Origin of the sequence: Larkinella knui, from assembly GCF_003858645.1 — a bacterium.
Classification (GTDB): Bacteria; Bacteroidota; Bacteroidia; order Cytophagales; family Spirosomataceae; genus Larkinella; species Larkinella knui.
Genome location: NZ_RQJP01000004.1, coordinates 513,210 through 532,050, shown reverse-complemented (window position 1 = coordinate 532,050; position 18,841 = coordinate 513,210). Strand labels below are relative to the sequence as shown.

The following is an 18,841-nucleotide window of genomic DNA, read 5'->3' as shown; positions in this document are numbered from 1 at the left end:
AGAAATATCGATTAAAAATTAAGATTCAGCCCCACGGTATACGTCCTCGTCAGCGGATAGGCGTTGTAATCCGCCCGGACGTTCGACGTTCCAAAGGCGCTCACTTCGGGGTCGGAACCGGTGTATTTGGTGATCGTAAACAGATTCTGGCCGGTCACATACAGCTGGGCGCTGCGGATCGCCTTCAATTTCGCCAGCGGCAGATTATACGCCAACTGAATGGTTTTCAACCGGATAAACGACGCATCTTCCACGGCCCGGCTGTTGATATTGGTCGCATAGGCCACTTTCGGCGGAATACCGGACGGATTGGCGTTCGTCGGATTGGTGGGCGTCCAGCGGTCGGTGTAGGATTCGGCCAGGCGGTTTCGCCGGAACGAAATCGGATTTTCGGATTCGGTGCGGTTCAGGTTAAAAACGCTGCCGCCTTGAACGCCCTGCAAAAAGAACGAGAACGTCAGCGGGCCGTAAGCAAAGTCATTGTTGATCCCGAAAGTATAGTTCGGAAACGGTGAACCCAGAATGGTACGGTCGGCGGTCGTGATCTGTCCGTCGCCGTTGACGTCCCGGTAGCGGTATTCGCCGGGGTTGGCCAGCGGCTGCGGAGTCGATTTGATGTTGTCGCCCAACTGGTAAACGCCGTCAATGATGTAGCCGAAAAACGAGTTCAGCGGTTCGCCTTTTTTGATGATGCTGAAGTCCTTGGAGAAACCGGCTTCACCTTGTAGAATGTACGGAAGTCCCGCCAGATCAGTCACTTCGTTGCGAATCAGTGAGAAATTGAGTGATGACCGCCAGGTAAACGGTTTTTGAATGTTCACCGTGTTCAGCGTGATTTCCAGCCCCTGGTTTTTCATCCCGCCGACGTTTTTGAAAGTCGTTGAAAAACCGGTCGTGCGCGGTACGGGAAGTTGAAGCAACAGATCGCGGGTATTCTTGTGGAAGTAGTCCATCGAGCCCGTCAGACGGTTTCCGAAGAACCCAAAATCAAGCCCAAGGTCGAGCTGCCCGGTCGTTTCCCACTTCAGATTGGCGTTGGGCAACTGGGTCGTCGAAACGCCGACGTACGAAACACCGTCGAAAATCGCATTGCCCTGCGGCCCGAGCAACACGAGTGATTTGTAGCTCCCAATGTCCTGATTTCCCGTTAAACCGTAGCTCCCGCGCAGTTTCAGGTCCGACAAAACTGCCACGTTTTTCAGAAAACCCTCTTCCTTGATTCGCCAGCCGAGCGCCACCGAAGGGAAAAAACCGAATTTATTGTTCGCGCCAAACCGCGACGAACCGTCGGCCCGGAACGAAGCCGTCAGCAGATATTTATCCAGCAAATTGTAGTTGACCCGGCCCAGATACGACTGAAGCTGGTTCTGATTCCGGCCCGAAGCCACATCGAAGGTCGAGCGCGCGCCAGCTGCGAGGTTATTGGAAAGCAGCGCATCCGACGAAAAATTCTGCGAACCCGCGCCAACATAATCGTTTTGAAACTGCTGATACGTATAACCGCCCAGCACTTCCAGCGTATGAATGTCCTGAAACGTTTTGCTGTACCGCGCCGTCAGTTCGAGCAGGTAATTGCTGGCGTTGCTCGACTGCACATCGGCAATCCCATTGGTGGCCTGCCCACGCCGGGTCTGGCGGGAAAGATAGCTGTCGCGACGGGCGCTCTGGCGATCGGTTCCGGCGTTCACTTTCACTGATAATGCGGGCAGAATGAAGTATTCGGCAAAAATATTCCCGAAGGTCCGGTTGGTTTCGGCCACATCCGTCACTTCATTCGCCAGCGCCACCGGATTTTCGAGGTTCACGATGAGAGTCTGGCCGTAGGTTCCGTCGGCGTTGCGAATCGGCAGGGTTGGGTCCTGAAAAATGGCGGTATTGACCACCCCGGCGCCTTCGTTGATGCTGACGCCATTGGGCACAAAATCGTCTTTTACCAGACTCGAATTCAGGTTCAGCCCAAATTTAAATTTATCGTCGTTGTAAGTCAGATTGGCCCGGCCCACGTAGCGTTTGATGCCCGAACTGATGACAACGCCCTTCTGGTCGAAGTAATTGACCGACGCGTAATAATTGAATTTGTCCTGACCACCCGAGAACGCCAGCTGGTGGTTTCGGGCATAACCGGTGCGGTAAATTTCCTTCTGCCAGTTGGTTCCGTTGCCAATCGTTTTGATCTGCTCGTCGCTAAATTCCGGGGCCAGTCCCTGGTCCTTTTTAATATCATTCAGCAAACTGATGTACTGCTGCGTACTCAGCATCGGGATGGTTTTGGTCACGTTCTGGAACGAACTGTAGGCGTTGTAATTGACCTTCAGCTTGCCTTTCGTGCCTTTTTTGGTCGTAATCAAAATGACGCCGTTGGAACCGCGCGACCCGTAAATGGCGGTTGCCGAGGCATCTTTCAGAATTTCAATCGACTCGATGTCCGACGGATTGAGGGCATTCAGCGGGTTGCGAACCGCGCCATCGGTAATAACCGGCGAGTTGGGAACCACCGGCGAATTGTCGATGGGCAACCCGTCGATGACATACAGCGGCTCGTTGTTGGCGTTGATGGAATTGGCCCCCCGGATGCGGATCGTGACCCCGCCACCCGGCTCGGCGCTGGCCTGCGTGATCTGAACCCCGGCCGCCCGACCGGCAATTAGCTGATCTACTGACGTTTGCACGCCTTTGTTAAACTCTTTCGAATCCAAAGAACTTACGGCGCCGGTCAGGTCACTCTTTTTCTGCGTGCCATAGCCCACCACAACGACTTCGTTCAGCTGCCGGTTGTCGACCACGAGTTTCACATCGAACTGGCTTTTGCCATTGACCGGCACTTCCTGACGGATGAAGCCAACGCCCGAAAAAACCAGCACGGCATTCGGTGCTGCCGGAATCTGGAAATTTCCGTTGGCATCGGTTACGGTTCCCTGCGTCGTATTTTTGAGGAGGACATTGATACCGGGTACGCCGGACCGGTCGTCTTCAGAAGTAACTTTTCCTTTGACTGTATTCTGTGAAAACCCGACCAGCGTGGTCAGGAGCAGGAAAGAAGTCAGGAGCCACTGAAGGCTAACTTCTTCGTAATCAATTGTGTAAAAATACTTCATGGTGACAGATGAGTTGGTTTGTAATTTTACTAGTTATCCTACAGATTTAGAAGAATAAAAGACAAAATAAGAAAATACCCGCCCGTTATGAAGCGAAGTGATGGCGAGGTACAAAACAGGAAACGAAGGATGAAATCAGAGACAGCAACAACAGCAGGAAGAACTCGCTAGTGGCGGATAGGGCAGATACCCGGCTAGCGGCCCGCTAGTCGGTAGTAGGAGCTTGTTTGAACGAGTCGAAGTTTCCATGATCCTTATTCCAGAAGATGCAGCAGAATTGTAACCTTCTAATCCCAGCAACTTAGTGGAGTAGCAAAGGAAGGGCATATCTGAATTAAAATCAAAAAGTGGATGTGATAAACCTCAATAATTTAAATTAAAAACTGAAAAAATTCAATATTTTTTATTTTACAACCGAATACCTGTAAAGTGAGTTATGAAAAGAGAAGTATTTCGCGGACGGGGCCGCCTGCGAAACAACCATTCCAGCCGTGAATAAAACTGAATTTGATGCCGTTGTTGTGGGCTCCGGTCCGAATGGGTTAGCAGCCGCCATCACCTTGCAGCAAGCCGGGCTTTCGGTGCTGATGCTGGAAGGCAAGCTGGACATTGGGGGCGGTTTACGCTCGGCAGCACTGACACTGCCCGGTTTTGTTCATGACACCTGCTCGGCCATTCATCCGCTGGCTGTCAATTCGCCGTTCTTCCGGACGTTGCCGCTCGATGCGTATGGTCTGGAATACATCTACCCGCCGGTGGCCGCAGCCCACCCATTCGACAAGGGCCCGGCGGCCATTCTAACCCAGTCGGTGGAAGAAACCGCCCGTTCGCTGGGGCCGGATGAAAAAACGTATCTAAACCTGTTCAGGCCGCTGATCGACCAGTGGCCCCGCATCGACGCCGACGTTCTGGGTCCGCTCACGTTCCCGAAACATCCGCTCGATTTTGCACAATTCGGGCTGAAAGCTCTACCGCCGGTGACCTGGCTGGCCCGGAGTTTCAAGACAAAACAGGCGAAAGGTTTACTGGCCGGAATGGCCGCTCATTCCATTCAGCCACTCTCTAATTTTACGACAGCCGCCATCGCTCTTGTACTTATGACGGCGGCCCATAGGCGGGGCTGGCCACTGCCAAAAGGCGGCTCACAACAGATTGCCAATGCGTTAGCTGCCTATTTCCGGTCATTGGGTGGAAAAATCGAATCGAATTTCTACGTCTCCGCCCTCTCGCAGCTTCCGTCTTGCAAGGCGGTTTTGTTCGATGTAACCCCCAGGCAACTCCTCCAGATTGCCGGACACCGGTTTTCGCCCCTGTATCGCTGGCAGTTGAATCGATACCGCTACGGCATGGGAGTTTTCAAAATCGATTGGGCGCTGGACGGCCCGGTTCCATTTCCGGAAGAAAGTTGTCGGCAGGCCGGAACGGTTCATCTGGGGAATACGCTGGAAGAAATCGCCGACTCGGAATTACGCGCTTCGCAGGGCCAGCATCCCGAAAAACCGTACGTTCTGCTGGCTCAACAAAGTGTATTCGATGCCACGCGGGCTCCGGCAGGGAAACACACGGCCTGGGCCTATTGCCACATTCCCAACGGCTCACCCGTGGACATGACAGCCGCCATCGAAAACCAGGTCGAGCGGTTTGCGCCCGGTTTTCGCGACCGGATTCTGGCCCGAAGCACCCTGAATCCCGCCCAAATGGAAGCGCATAATCCCAATTACATCGGTGGCGACATCAACGGCGGGATCATCGACATCGGCCAGCTTTTCACCCGGCCGGCGCTCCGCTGGTCGCCCTACCGAACCTCCGCAAAAGGGCTTTACATCTGCTCATCGTCGACCCCACCGGGGGGCGGTGTCCACGGCATGTGCGGGTTTCATGCCGCCCGGCGGGCCCTGAAAGATGTGTTCGGCAGGTAGTTGCGGCTCCCTCATCGGCGGGCCGTGGTCGTCGTCAGAAAACAGGGTTTGCCTTTTCCGCTACAACCCGGCACGTATAATTGGAACTCATCCCTTATTTTTTGTGATCTTATGCTTATCTTGGTTGTTTGAACATTCGCGACCTGGCTATGAAAACCGTCTTAACCTCAACTTTTCTTCTGCTCAGCTTTGTCCTGGTTTCGGCTCAGGACAAATCCAAATCCGGGATTCCGGCGGAGGCCCAGGCCGCTGTTCAATCCGCAAAACCGGAAGCCATTCGCGCCCACATGCGCTTTCTGGCCGACGACGCCATGGAGGGTCGAAAACCGGGTACGCGCGGTTATCGGCTGGCGGCTAATTACGTGATTGCGCAGTTCGAAGCGCTCGGTTTGCAACCGGCGGGTGATCATCAAACGTATTGGCAGAAAGTACCGCTGCGCCAGTGGCGCGTGAACGAAGAAACCAGTTCGTTGGTGCTGATCGCTAAAAATGGTCAGGAAAAACCGCTGAGTTTTGGCAAAAATTACTTGCTGAGTCCGGTCTACGGCAGCGAAAAAAGTGAGGTAACCGCGCCGGTTATTTTCGTCGGTTTTGGCGTTACTGCTCCCGATCTGAACTACGATGATTACAAAAACATCGATGTCAAGGGCAAATTTGTTGCCTATTTCAACGGTGCTCCGGCGGCTTTTCCGTCCAACCAGCGGGCGTATCACGGTTCGGCCAAACTCGAAAATGCGGCTTCTCACGGTGCCGTTGGGGTCATTTCGTTTAGTTTGCCCACCGACGTCCGCAACCGGATGGAAGCGGCCGCCCCGCGTGCGCGGCAGGGCACCTATCGCTGGCTCGACAAAGACGGCAAACCGCAACGGGTTTTTCCGGAATTAAAGGGCGTTGCTTCCCTGGGTGATTCCACGGCGCGGACGGTTTTTGCCGAATCCGGCCACTCGTTAACCGATGTTATTGCCGCAGCCAACAAGAGCATTCCGCAAACGTTTCCGCTGAATTTTTCGGTTCGGATGACCACCGAAACCAGGTCGGGTAACGATATTGCCGGGTATAATGTGGTGGGTGTCCTGCCCGGATCGGACCCCATTCTCAAGAATGAGTACGTCGTGTACGTCTCCCACCTCGATCACCTTGGCATTGGCCGACCGGTCAAGGGCGACTCCATCTACAACGGCGCACACGACAATGCCTCGGGCGTGGGCATCAACCTAGAAGCCGCCCGGATGTATGCTTCGCTGCCCACAAAGCCCAAACGTTCGATTCTGTTTGTGGGCGTAACGGGCGAAGAAATGGGGCTGCTGGGCTCCGATTTTTTCGCCAGCAACCCGACGGTTCCGAAGGATAAAATTGTGGCCAACCTGTGTCTGGACATGCCGTTTTTCTTCCATCCGCTGATCGACATTGTGCCCTATGGCTACGAGCATTCCAGCATGGCGAAAGAAGTTAATGTCGCAGCCGCTTATCTGGGTGTTCAGGTCGCTAAAGATCCCATGCCCGAGCAGGTCGTGTTCATGCGCAGCGATCATTTTAGCTTTGTGCGGCAGGGCATCCCGGCCATTTACGTCAAAAGCGGTACGAATTCCGGTAATCCGCAGGTTGATGGGTTAAAGCTGAACCTCGACTGGCGGGCTACGATTTACCACTCTCCGCAGGACGAAATCGATCAGCCATTCGACTTCAACGCGGCTGCCAAACACGCCCAACTCCAGTTTCTGATCGGCTATCTGACGGCGCAGAACCCGCAGCGGCCAACCTGGAATACCGGCGATTTTTTCGGCAACAAATTTGGACCCAAACCGGGAAGTAAAGCACCGGCGGACAGTGGGAAGTAAGGCGGTTTATATTCCTGCCATTTACCTCTACGAAAGCACGACAGGGCGTTGCCAAATTACGTTCATTTGCCTGCTATTGTCGTCCGGGCCTGGAGAATCGCCACTTTCGATACTTGAATGTCAACAAACCTGAATGTCTTGGGAAGGCGGATTTAGGCTTTTATTACGTCCAAAATCAGTGCCATCCGTTCCGCAATTGTGGTATCTCCTTCAATTTTCAACACGGGGCAAGACACGTTTTGGAGCCACTGCCGGTGAAAGCTCAGGGTGCGTCCCCGGGCCGTATCGGAGTCATAACCGGCGGCCCAATCGATGAATTCTTCGTATGACTTCCGGCGGTCGGGATCCGTAAAAATGACGTCACCGAAGCGCTCAAACTCCCTTTTTCGCAACCGCTCGATGCGGATGGCGGGCGGTACCCACAAAAAAACTACCAGGTCAAACCGGTTTTCCCAACCGTCGCCCCAGTGGCCGACAGAACCGCCCAGAATCGAGTCGGTATGGCTATCCAGAGCCGCTTTACACAACGTATTGCGTTCGTCGGAATTGCGCCGAATCTGATAAGGCGGTTCTGTTTTAACCCAGAAAAAGTCGTCGCTATCCCAATACGGAACGTTCAGTTTTTCCGCTACATGGTGGCCCAACGTGGTCGTACCCGAACCCGATGCGCCCATGATGTGAATTTTCATGTTTTACTGATCCAAATACAGCTTCAGTTCCGAATTCGTCCGGATACCCAGCTGCCCGGCCTGTCCCTCGCGCATCATCAGGGCGTAGGTGTTGTTGAACCCCAGCGGTTTCTGCCAACTCAACTGGTATTTCCGGTTAAATTCCCGGCTGACATACTGATAAACGGCTTTGGTACTCACCTGCAACGTGTCGGAAACCGCTAGCGGAGGTTGCAGAATAACCAGCAATCCGGTGCCGGTGTATTCGGGATACAGGTCAAGATCACCGGCCATCAGCGCATCGAAGCAGATTTTGGTGCCGCCCAGTCCGGTTCTGGTAATCACCTCCAGTGCGGTACGGTTTTCCACCAGTTGGCGGACAATCTCGGCCAGAATATACTGCTCGGTAAAAATCATAGCCCCGATCACGATTTTGCCCTGCCGCTTTTGACCGTCCGGTTTCCGGAGCAATCCGGCGCGGGTCAGAAACTGCCGGGCCACGGCTGCGGGCGATTTGTGCAGGTGATCGACCTGGTAATTCAACTCCGTCATGGACGAATCCGAAAGCCGCCCGGCCAGCAGATCCAGCGTCGGTTGCAATTCCGGGTGTTGCTTCAAAGCCGCCTGCCGAACCACCAATGCGGCCTCGTAGGGCGGAAACGCGTGTTTGTCGTCCGTCAGCGTTCGCAAGTTGAACGCCTTGATGCGTCCGTCTGTCGAATACCCGCTGATGATATCCACCAGATTCGTGCGAACGGCTTCATACATCAAATTCTGGTCGATCAGCCGCGACGCCAACTGCAGGTTGTACGTACGAAGTAAAGCCGGATAACCATCGGCCCGGCCGTAAAACTCGTGGGCAAAACCGGCGCTCAATTTAGGGCGACCGGCCCTCGGAACCAAATAGAACGACGATAAAACCGGCACCAGCAGGAAGAAAACCGCCATGACCCGATACCGTCCCAAGCCGCGCAGGTGCTGCAAACGAGCCAGTCCGGCATCCAGCAGAATCGCCAGCAGCGCCGACGGAATGGTGCCCGCCAGAATCATATTCGTGTCGTTGAGGGCAATACCGCCAAAGATGAACTCGCCCAGTCCGCCAGCCGCCAGATAAGCCGCCAGCGTGGCCACGCCCACATTGATAACGGTGGCGGTTCGAATACCGGCAAAAATAACCGGCAGCGCCAACGGAAATTCGAGCCGCACCAGTACCTGCCACCGGGTCAGGCCCATCCCCCGGGCGGCTTCTTTCAGCGCCGGACTCACTTCCCGGATGCCGACGTACGTATTCTGCACAATGGGCAGCAGGGCATACAGGAACAGGGCCACGATGGCGGGGCCGGGACCAATGCCCTGCAGGGGAATCATAAAACCCAGCAGCGCAATGCTCGGAATGGTTTGCAGCACGCCGACAGAGCCCAGCACCACCCCGACGATCCGGGGTCGCAAGGTGATCAGAATACCCAGCGGGATGCCAATCACGAGCGCAATGCACAGCGACAGGAACGTTAAGCCGATGTGGGTCAGCGTTTGCTCGGCCAGTTTATCGGCATGTTCAACAATGAATTTAAAAAACTCAAGCACGGCAGTACGGTTTTACGATGCGGTTTGGTTCTGGAGCAATTGCCCCAGCGCGGGCCAGATCGTGGCCGACTGTACGGTTATAAAGCGATGATTGGCCTGAAAAACGACGGATTCCGGCCCGGCTAATTCCTGTAAGACATCGGCCAGTTGGGTATGGGCCGGAAAGATGCGCGCGTCGGGGGACGGCGTCTGTTCATCGGGCAGATACGGCGAGAGATCTTCGAGCGAAAAGACGTGCAATTGGAGGGATAACCACTGATCGGCGAAAAAGTGGCGCACAAAGTCATTGGCCGGATGCAGCAGCAGTTCTCTGGGCGTACCGATTTGCTGGATACGTCCGCCATCCATCAGGGCAATGCGGTCGCCCAGTTCAAACGCTTCCCGGATGTCGTGCGTCACCAGCACGATGGTTTTTTTGCGGATCTCTTCCAGTTGCCGGAATTCCCGGCGGATGGCGCTCCGGGTAACGGGGTCGAGGGCACCCAGCGGTTCATCCATCAGCAGAATGGCCGGTTGAGCGGCCAGCGCCCGGGCCAGACCGACCCGCTGCCGCTGCCCTCCGCTGAGCTGGCCGGGATACGCATTCAGGTAGGTTTCGGGCAGGCGAAGCATCGCCAACAGTTCGCGAGTCCGATCCTGAATCTTCCGTTCGTCCCACTGCAACAGGCGCGGCACCAGGGCGATGTTCTCACCGATGGTGTAATGCGGAAACAGGCCCGTTTCCTGAATCACATAGCCGATTTCCCGCCGGAGTTCGTGGAGTTTCCGCTCACCGATCTTAATTCCGTTCACCTCGATGATTCCGGACGTCGGCTCGATCAGCCGGTTGATCATTTTCAGGGTGGTCGTTTTGCCGGACCCGCTGGTTCCCAGCAGCACCAGCGTTTCGCGCGCGCCCACCTCGAAGGAAACGTCATCGACGGCCAGGTGAGTCGGGTACTGTTTGGTAAGGTGACGGATAACGATCATACGGATTCGATACGGTGGTTAAGAACCTTCTTCTTCGGTAACTTCCCGAATCACCCGGCAGGGATTACCGGCGGCAAACACATGCGAGGGAATATCCCGCGTCACGATGCTCCCGGCCCCGATGGTGGTATTGTCGCCAATGCTGACGCCCGGACAAACAACGACATTGCCGGCCAGCCAGACGTTGTCGCCAATCGTAATCGGTTTGGCAATATCCGATCCTTTCCGGATGCGGTGACTGGCCAGGAGCGGATGCGAAGCGGCATACAAACTCACATTGGGGCCAATCAGAGCATTATTGCCGATTTTTATCAGGGCGTAATCTAAAATGGTGCAATTGTAATTGATGAATACATTTTCGCCGAGCTGAATGTACGCGCCGTAGTCACAATAGAAAGGCGGCTGAATATCAGGGTTTTTACCTACTGATCCGAGCAAAACCGCTAATATTTCTTCGCGGAGTGGCTGCTCGCTGTTCAAGGTCTGGTTATACCGCATGAACAACTCCCGGGCCCGGGCCCGCATCGCCAGCAGTTCAGGATCATTGGCCCAATACCACTCTCCCGCCAGCATCTTTTCACGTTCACTCATGATTGGTTTTCAGTAGGGTTTGTTTCTATAAATGAAGTAAAACGGGATGAATAAGCCTAGAGTAGAAATTCTTTTTACATTAATCGTACCACGTCCGCTAAAGCTAATCAAAATCAGCGCGTTGTCTGGCAACACATTTCTCCTTTTTAACTTTTTTCAGATTTTTTTAAATTCAACTAAGGTGGTTTTGGCAAAAAGTTGTCTTTGCAAGTATACGATTGACTTTTTTAGGGATAATGTAGGTTTAAGCCAAGACTATGCCCATTCGCCAACAAATCGATTTCGCAGGTCAGCAACTTCCGGTAATTATAAAACCGCTGGCGTCATCCAGCCCGGATGAGGAGTCACTGGACGAAAACCCGGGTTTTAACGACACCGAACTTTTCATCCGCCGGGCGTTTGCAGAAAGTCCCCAGAAAGGGTGTGAGTTGCTGTTCCGGCGGTATCACCAGGCCCTGTGCAGCCATGCCGTGCGGTTTGTCTACCTGAAAGAAACCGCCGAAGATCTGGTGAGCGACGTCTTTTGCAAATTCTGGAAAACCCAGGCCTATACGAACATCACCTCGTCCTATCGCTATTACCTCTTCCGCAGCGTGCGCAACGAAGCCTATAACTACCTCCGGCTGGAATTTCAGAAACTGGACGATCTGGAAACCGCCGACATCCGGGAGGGCGCGCTCAGCCAGCGACCCGATCAGGTTCTTCAGTACGAAGAGGTGATTCATAAAGTGGAAGATCTCGTTGAATCCCTTCCTCCGCAATGCCGCAAAGTTTTTCTGATGAGCCGGTTTGAAGGAAAAAAATACCAGGATATCGCTACCGAACTGGGCCTTTCCATCAAAACGGTCGAAGTCCACATCGTCAAGGCCCTCGGCATTGTCCGAAAAGGGCTGAAAGACTACTGGCTCATGCTCATTTCCGTGATCGCCCATTCGCTTTTCATTTGACTCCCCGCCCGGGAATCCGGCCCCGGCCGTTCGACCTTCCGATAGCTAGTCAGAAAAATAAGTTCTGTGAAAATTATATGATGAAATATGGAATCTGAAATCAACAAAAATTTGATTTTTAGCTACTTCGGCCGAACAGCCTCTCCGCTCCAGCGGGAATTGATCGGGCAGTGGCTGCGCGAGAAAAAAAACGAGGAACAGTACTACGAATGGCTGGAAGAGTGGGAAAATAGTCATCCCCAATACCTGGCCCAGACCGATGCAGCCCATCAGCGCTATGCGGCTTTTCTGGCCGACAACCCGCATACGGACGACGTTTCCGAGGTATTTCAAACGCCCTCAAACCGGAGAAACCGGAATCCGGGCCAGTGGCTGGTGGCAGCCTCGATCATCTGCCTTCTCGGTTTCAGCACGCTGGTTTTCCGGAATCAGCTGGAATACAAGACCTACGAAACCGCCTTTGGCGAAACCCGTTCGCTGCATTTACCCGACGGAAGTTCGGTCCTGCTGAATGCCAATTCAAGCCTGAAAGTGCCCCGCTGGGGCTTTGGAAGCCGGACCCGCGAGGTTCTGCTCACCGGTGAAGCCAACTTTTCGGTGACGCATACGACCGACAACAAACGGTTTGTGGTAAAAACCGCCAATCATTTCGAGGTGGTCGTGTTGGGCACCGAGTTTACGGTTTTTTCCCGCAAACGGGGCGCACGGGTCACGTTGAACAAAGGCCAGGTGCGGTTTAACTACCAGCAAGGCAGGACCGTTAAACAGCTGACCATGAAGCCCGGCGAACGGGTAACGCTCGATCCCCAAAACCGCATTGCGCTGAGAAAAGTCCGCGCCGTACAACTCCACCCCACCTGGAGCGAAAAACGATTCGTATTCGACGAAACTCCGCTGCGGGAGGTGGCCTATCTGCTGGAAGAAAATTACGGTTTGCAGGTAAAAATTAATGGCCCGGACCTGGCAGACCGGGTGCTGATGGGCTCGTTCCGGGCCGATAACGTCGATCAGCTGCTGCAATCCATTTCCGAACTGCTGGATATCAACGTCGTCCGGCAGGGGAATTACGTTCAATTGACCAGTCATTAATTTCCATCCATCTCGCTCATTTAAACCCTTTCCCTCCATGATTCACTCTATACGGAAAGTCTCCAGAACGGGACTTCTGCTCTCTTTACTGCTGTCGGAACACCAGCCCGGCTGGGCCCAGTCCGATCTGCTGGCGAGCCATGTACAGCAACGAAATACGAAAGTCATCACGGGGGCGGTTCGTCAGCTCAAAGACGTTCTGTCGGATTTCAAATCCCGGTATAAGGTTGATATTCTCTTCGAACTGCGGGCGGTAGAAGGGCTTTCCGTGGCGGCCGAAACCATCAGACCAGAGGCCAGTCTGGAAAAAAACCTGACCAGTGTGCTGCGGCCGCTGGGTTTCCGGTATAAAAAAGTAAACAGCAGTTCCTACCTGATTCTGGGGGATAAAAAATCCAAAAAGACCGCCGACCTGGAGAATCCCTTCCTGGAAACAGAGCCGGTTCAGCAAGCCCAGGCGGCTTCGGCGGATAAGCTTCCTGCGTCGGCTAATCCCGCGGGTAGCCCGGTGGAAGTCGCTGCCGTGGACCGGACCATCAGCGGTACCGTAAAAAGCGAAACGGGCGAGGCACTCCCCGGCGTGAGCGTGGTGGTCAAGAACACGACGCGCGGGACGTCGACCGATGGCGAAGGCAATTTTAAGCTGAACATACCGGACGGCCCGGCTACGCTGGTTTTTTCCTTTGTCGGTTATCTGAATCAGGAAATCGCCGTCGGAAACCGCTCTACCATCGACGTTCAACTCGCGCCCGATCAGAAAACGCTGAATGAAGTGGTGGTAGTGGGCTATGGTGTGCAACGGAAATCCGACTTGACGGGCGCCGTTGGAACGGTGAAAGCCGAGGCTTTGCAGGAACGCCCGGCGGCCTCGCTCAACCAGGGGCTCGCGGGGCGGATCACGGGCGTAAACGTGTCGGTCAATTCCGGTCGTCCGGGCGGGCGGGCCAACATCCGCATCCGGGGGAATACGTCGGTCAGTGTGGCCAACAACCCGCTCTACGTCATCGACGGCGTCATTCTGAACGCAACCGGCCTGACCAACGGCAGTACGCCCATCGACTACATCAACCCCAATGACATTGCCTCGATTGAGGTTCTGAAAGACGCTTCCGCCACGGCCATCTACGGAGCCCGGGGAGCCAATGGCGTTATTCTGGTGACCACCAAACGGGGCAGCCAGACCGGTGGGCGGGTGACGTACGACACGGATTTCAGCCTGGGCGTGTTGCCCAGGAAACTCGAACTGCTCAATTCGAAGGAGTTTCTGCAGGTAGAAGATATCGCGTACCAGAACGCCCAGAAGTACGATCCGGTGGGCTGGGCGGGTGGGAAATACAAAGATCCGAAAACCAAACGGACCAATCCCCTGCTCTTCGACTCCAGCGGAAACCCCTTGTACGACACCGACTGGCAGGACGAAGCCTTTCAGAAAGCCTTTACGCAGAACCACCAGCTGGCTTTTGCGGGTGGCAACGGGAAAGACAGCTACGGTGTTTACCTGGGCTACCGCAACGAGAACGGGCTGGTGAAAGAATCGTGGCTGAAGCGGTATGCCGGTCGTTTTGTGTTCGATAGTCAGATCAAAAGCTGGCTGAAAGTGGGCGGAAGCCTCAGCTACAACGATCAGAACGAAAACCAGGTCGACCCGCTGGGCGGTGGCGGTATCATTGCCATGCGGCAGGTTCTGGAAGCGTTGCCGATTATTCCGGTCAAATACCCCGATGGCCGCTGGGGTGGCAATGAAGACTATCCGGGCATGGAAGGGGGCGGAAACCCGATCAATATCCTGAAAGAACGGCTGTTCTATGTAAAAACCCAGACGATGCTGGGCAATGTGTATGCCAACCTGAATCTGGCCAAAGGGCTGGAGTTGCGCACCACGGTCGGGACCAACATCATCAACCAGCGGATCGATCTGTACAGTGGCCGGACGCTGAATTACATCTCGCGGAATCAGGGCGGTATTGCCAGTGTAACCAACGAGCGGCACAATTCCTGGCAGTTTGAAAACTACCTGACCTACAACCGGCGGTTTGCCGACAAGCATTCCTTCACCGGTTTGCTCGGTTTGTCCTGGCAACACGTCGACCGGTTTACGGCGGTGGCGGCTACGCAGAATTTTCAGGATGATTACTTTCTGTTCAACAACCTCGGGGCGGGTTCCAACCCGCAGGCACCCAGTTCGTCGGCGGTAGCCTACGGTCTGAATTCGTATTTTGGCCGGGTCAATTACAGCCTGAAAGACAAGTATTTACTGACGCTGACGGGCCGGATCGATGGTTCGTCCAAATTCGGTTCTGAAAACCGGTACGCCTTTTTCCCGTCGGCGGCTTTGGCGTGGCGGCTCACCGAAGAAGAGTTTCTGAAAAGCATTCCGGCTATATCCAACCTTAAACTCCGGACCAGCTACGGCGTCACCGGGAATTCTGAAATTACGGCGTATCAGGCACTCGCCGGGATGGGCAATTACTCGGTGATTTTTGGCGGAGCCCGCGCCATCGGCATCGGGACGGGCCGGCTCGCAAACCCGGATTTGCGGTGGGAAAAAACCCACCAGATCGACGCCGGTCTGGAACTGGGCCTGTTCCAGAACCGGGTTTCGCTGGAAGTGGATGTGTATCGGAAGTTGACGACGGACATGCTGCTGAGCGCACCGGTGCCCTACAGCAGTGGCTACGAGACGGTTTCCAAAAACGTGGGCAGCATGGAAAACCGGGGCATCGAGGTGGGCCTGAACAGCGTCAATGTCAACGCCAACGGCTTTTCGTGGAATACGACCTTCAACATTTCTTTCAACAAAAACAAAGTGATCGCCCTGACCGGCGGCTCCGACATTTTCGTAGGTTCCACGGTGGTGCGGGAAGGCGAACCGGTCGGCTCGTTTTTCGGCTTCGTTCACCAGGGAACCTGGAGCACGTCTGAAGAGTCGGAAGCCGCCAAATACCTGAAACGGCCGGGCGATGTCAAATACCAGGACGTGAATCAGGACGGGGTTATCAACGACAAGGACCGGGTCATTATCGGACTTGGCATTCCGAAGACGTTCGGTACGTTCCTGAACTCCTTCAAATACAGAAATCTGGATCTGACGGTCGATCTTCAGTTTATGACCGGCAACGACGTTTTGTACCGGAGCGAACACTCGGCGGAAGACCGTCAGGGCATTGCCAACAGTTTCAAAACCGTGTTGAATGCCTGGACGCCCGAGAATCAGAATACGCCGATTGCCCAGCTGCGCCCGGTATCCGCCGGCTACAACACCAACGAGGATACGCACCGGGTAAAAGACGGCTCTTTTCTGCGGGGCCGCAACCTGCTGCTGGCCTATACGTTCTCGCCAACCACCGTGGAAAAGCTGCGGTTAAACCGCCTGCGGGTGTATGCCTCCGTGCAGAATTTCTTTTTGAGCACCAAATACCCGGGCTACGATCCGGAAGTTTCGACCACCGGAAACGCCTTCGATCAGGGCGTGGCGCTGTATGATTACCCGAAGCCCCGGGTCTTTATGGTTGGTCTGAACATTGGTCTTTAACCCACAAACTGAATCACGATGAAAATCACGATAAAAACCGCCGGCCAATGGCTGCTCTGCACCGCCCTGCTGCTAAGCGGAGCGGGTTGCTCCGACTTTCTGGAGGAGGCCGATCAGTCCAATTTTACGGTTGAAAATTACTTTACGAAGCCCGAACACGCCACCAGCGCCGTCAATTCGATTTACGAAAACCTGAAAACCACCACCGGGGGCGGCTTCAACGGTGCTCCGTGGATGATGCTGGAATTTGCGACCGGTCTGGCCAACACGGAACTGGGCCAGGCTGTCAACAGCATTTTTGTGCGCAATCTGGTCAACACGTCCGACAACGAATACGGTCGGGTCTACTGGGTCGCCAGCTACAAAGGCATCGGAAACGCCAACCTCGCCATTGGCAAAATCCCGGCGATTGCGATGGACGAAGCCGCTAAAAAGAAGGCCTTGGGCGAAGCCCGGTTTTTGCGGGCCTGGTATTACTTCAACCTGGTCAGGATTTTTGGGAAAGTACCCGTCATTACCGAACCGGTGGGTTTAACATCGGAAAATCTGGTTCCCGAACAGGCCACGGAAGAAGCGGTTTATAAAGTGATTGTGGATGACCTGATCGAGGCCGAAGCATCCGGCCTTCCGTATCTGGACAAGTCGGGGCGGGTATCGCTGGGGGCCGTCAAGTCGCTGCTGTCCAGCGTTTACCTGACGATGGCCGGTTTTCCGCTGCAAAAAGGGGCAGAGTACTACAAGAAAGCCGCCGACAAAGCCAACGAGGTCATTACGTCGAATCAATACAGCCTGTTTCCGTCGTACGACGATCTGCACGACCCGAGCAAAAAGAACATCGGCGAGAATATTTTCATGGTCCAGTTTGCCGCCAACATCCAACCGTCCAACTGGCAGACGTCGATCATTCCGTATAACCAGGGCATTTCGGCCTATTCGGACGAAACCGGGGCCATTTTCGCCAACAAGGAGTTTGTCGAGTCCTACGAGAAAGGCGACAAACGGGTCGAAGAAAAGCAGTTTTATTACCGAACGTATTCGCTGAGCGACAACCGGTCTAAAACCGTGGATTTGGGGGGCTATTACATCTTCAAACATTTCGATACGGCGGCCCATCTGACCACCACCAGCAGTGACCTAAACTGGCCGCTGATGCGCTACGCCGAGGTGTTGCTGACCTACGCCGAAGCCGCCAATGAAGTCGCCGGCCCAACCCCCGAAGCGTTTGAAGCCATTAACAAGATCAGACGGCGGGCCAATTTGCCCAACCTGACCGGACTCACCAAAGAGAAATTGCGGGAAGCCGTCTGGAAAGAGCGCTGGTATGAACTGAGCTTCGAGAATATCACCTGGTTCGACATGGTGCGACTCCGCAAAGCCTACAACGTGACCACGAAAACGTTCGAAAATTACGTCGGCCACAAGTTTTCGTACGGACCGGTTCTGAAAGAACGCGAACTCCTTTTCCCGATTCCAACGGCTGAAATCCGGAATAATAACAAGCTGAAACAGAATACCGGCTATTGACGATTCGTTTTCTGGTAAACCTGCCCGGGCTTCTGCGTCGCCAAATTCATCCCTGAGCGATACGGAAGCCCGACTTGCTGCCCGGAAACGGGTTAAAATTTAAATTAATAGGTATATTCGGGGATCGATCGACTTATCATAAAGAGTTTCTTCGGGGATCTAAAACCGACTTTTCATGAAAACCAAACGCAGAGCTTTTTTACAACAGACCTCCGGCCTGCTGGGACTCGCCGGCTTGCTGAGCCTGGCCGGAAGCGAAGCCCTCGCCAACCGCCTGAAACCAGGCAAAAAAGCCGGAAAACCGTATGTGGTTTTTGTTACGGGCGACCATGAATACAGTGGCGAACAGACGCTGCCGCTGATTGCCGCCGAGCTGGAAAAAAACTACGGCATGCGAACGAAAGTGCTCAAGGCGTCGCCGAACCAGAATTCCGAAAAAAATATTCCCGGTCTGGAAGCGCTTCGGGAAGCCGATCTGGCGGTATTTTTCCTGCGGTGGCGGCAATTACCGCCCGACCAGTTGCAATACATCGACGAATACCTGAAATCCGGCAAACCGGTCATGGGCTTTCGGACGTCCACCCATGCGTTTAATTTCCCGAAAGGAGACCCTTCCGAAGAATGGAATGCCTTCGGCGAACGGGCTTTTGGCGCTCCTCCCGGCTGGGGAAAGGCCGGTCATACCCACTACGGACACAAAAGCACCACCGATGTAACCATCATTCCCGAAGCCGCAAAGAACCCCATTTTAACGGGCGTGGCGCCTGCTTTTCATGCGGCTTCGTGGCTCTACCGGGTCCGCCCGGAGTACCCCCCGCAGGATGCGACGCCCCTTTTGATGGGAAAATCGGTCAATCCCGACAAACCGGCCATCGATAACCCGGTGGCGTGGACGTGGACCAACAAAGCCAAGGCGAAGGTTTTCTTTACGACGCTGGGGCACCCCGAAGATTTTCAGGAAGAAAGCGTTCAGCGCCTGACCATCAATGCCATCCATTGGCTGCTGGGCAAACCGGTTCCCAAACGCTGGAAAGGCAAAATAGCCATCAATGTGCCTTACCGGGGCATTGTGGGCTAGTTGAACC

General features: G+C 54.5%; 12 protein-coding genes. 7 read left to right on the top strand and 5 right to left on the bottom strand.

All coding sequences use genetic code 11. The features are described 5' to 3' along the window. Positions 1-11: 11 nt before the first annotated feature. The gene (locus tag EHT87_RS20645) at positions 12-3,095 is read right to left on the bottom strand and encodes a SusC/RagA family TonB-linked outer membrane protein (protein ID WP_124908557.1); all 3,084 of its coding nucleotides are present in this window, start codon (positions 3,093-3,095) and stop codon (positions 12-14) included. Positions 3,096-3,586: 491 nt separating this feature from the next. On the opposite strand from EHT87_RS20645, the gene EHT87_RS20640 reads away from it, so the two are divergent. Together EHT87_RS20640 and EHT87_RS20635 are read left to right on the top strand one after the other, a co-directional pair. After that, on the top strand, positions 3,587-5,014 hold the full coding sequence (locus tag EHT87_RS20640) for a phytoene desaturase family protein (protein ID WP_124908556.1): 1,428 nt from the start codon (positions 3,587-3,589) through the stop codon (positions 5,012-5,014). 149 nt (positions 5,015-5,163) lie between these two features. Then, positions 5,164-6,852, top strand: coding sequence for a M28 family metallopeptidase (locus tag EHT87_RS20635; protein WP_124908555.1), 1,689 nt, complete (start codon positions 5,164-5,166; stop codon positions 6,850-6,852). Positions 6,853-7,004: 152 nt separating this feature from the next. On the opposite strand, the gene EHT87_RS20630 is transcribed toward EHT87_RS20635, so the two are convergent. From EHT87_RS20630 to EHT87_RS20615, 4 genes are read right to left on the bottom strand one after another with little or no spacing between them, the layout of a single operon-like run. Further along, a complete protein-coding gene (locus EHT87_RS20630) occupies positions 7,005-7,541 on the bottom strand; it encodes a P-loop NTPase family protein (RefSeq protein WP_124908554.1) in 537 nt (178 codons plus the stop codon). Between the two features lie 3 nt (positions 7,542-7,544). Further along, on the bottom strand, positions 7,545-9,104 hold the full coding sequence (locus tag EHT87_RS20625; RefSeq protein WP_124908553.1) for an ABC transporter permease/substrate-binding protein: 1,560 nt from the start codon (positions 9,102-9,104) through the stop codon (positions 7,545-7,547). Between the two features lie 12 nt (positions 9,105-9,116). After that, positions 9,117-10,073 carry an ABC transporter ATP-binding protein gene (locus EHT87_RS20620; protein WP_124908552.1) on the bottom strand — a complete coding sequence of 319 codons (957 nt, stop codon included), beginning with the start codon at positions 10,071-10,073 and terminating at the stop codon, positions 9,117-9,119. An 18-nt stretch (positions 10,074-10,091) separates the two neighbouring features. Continuing rightward, positions 10,092-10,664 (bottom strand): sugar O-acetyltransferase, encoded by a 573-nt coding sequence (locus EHT87_RS20615; protein WP_124908551.1) that lies wholly within the window; start codon positions 10,662-10,664, stop codon positions 10,092-10,094. A 257-nt stretch (positions 10,665-10,921) separates the two neighbouring features. On the opposite strand from EHT87_RS20615, the gene EHT87_RS20610 reads away from it, so the two are divergent. From EHT87_RS20610 to EHT87_RS20590, 5 genes are all read left to right on the top strand, one after another. Beyond that, the gene (locus tag EHT87_RS20610) at positions 10,922-11,611 is read left to right on the top strand and encodes an RNA polymerase sigma-70 factor (protein WP_124908550.1); all 690 of its coding nucleotides are present in this window, start codon (positions 10,922-10,924) and stop codon (positions 11,609-11,611) included. Between the two features lie 87 nt (positions 11,612-11,698). Beyond that, positions 11,699-12,700 carry a FecR family protein gene (locus EHT87_RS20605; protein ID WP_124908549.1) on the top strand — a complete coding sequence of 334 codons (1,002 nt, stop codon included), beginning with the start codon at positions 11,699-11,701 and terminating at the stop codon, positions 12,698-12,700. A 37-nt stretch (positions 12,701-12,737) separates the two neighbouring features. After that, positions 12,738-16,232: a SusC/RagA family TonB-linked outer membrane protein gene (locus EHT87_RS20600; protein WP_124908548.1), complete on the top strand. Its 3,495-nt coding sequence runs from the start codon at positions 12,738-12,740 to the stop codon at positions 16,230-16,232. 18 nt (positions 16,233-16,250) lie between these two features. After that, positions 16,251-17,756: a RagB/SusD family nutrient uptake outer membrane protein gene (locus EHT87_RS20595; protein WP_124908547.1), complete on the top strand. Its 1,506-nt coding sequence runs from the start codon at positions 16,251-16,253 to the stop codon at positions 17,754-17,756. A gap of 175 nt (positions 17,757-17,931) precedes the next feature. Continuing rightward, positions 17,932-18,834 carry a ThuA domain-containing protein gene (locus EHT87_RS20590; protein ID WP_124908546.1) on the top strand — a complete coding sequence of 301 codons (903 nt, stop codon included), beginning with the start codon at positions 17,932-17,934 and terminating at the stop codon, positions 18,832-18,834. The last annotated feature ends 7 nt before the right edge of the window (positions 18,835-18,841 follow it).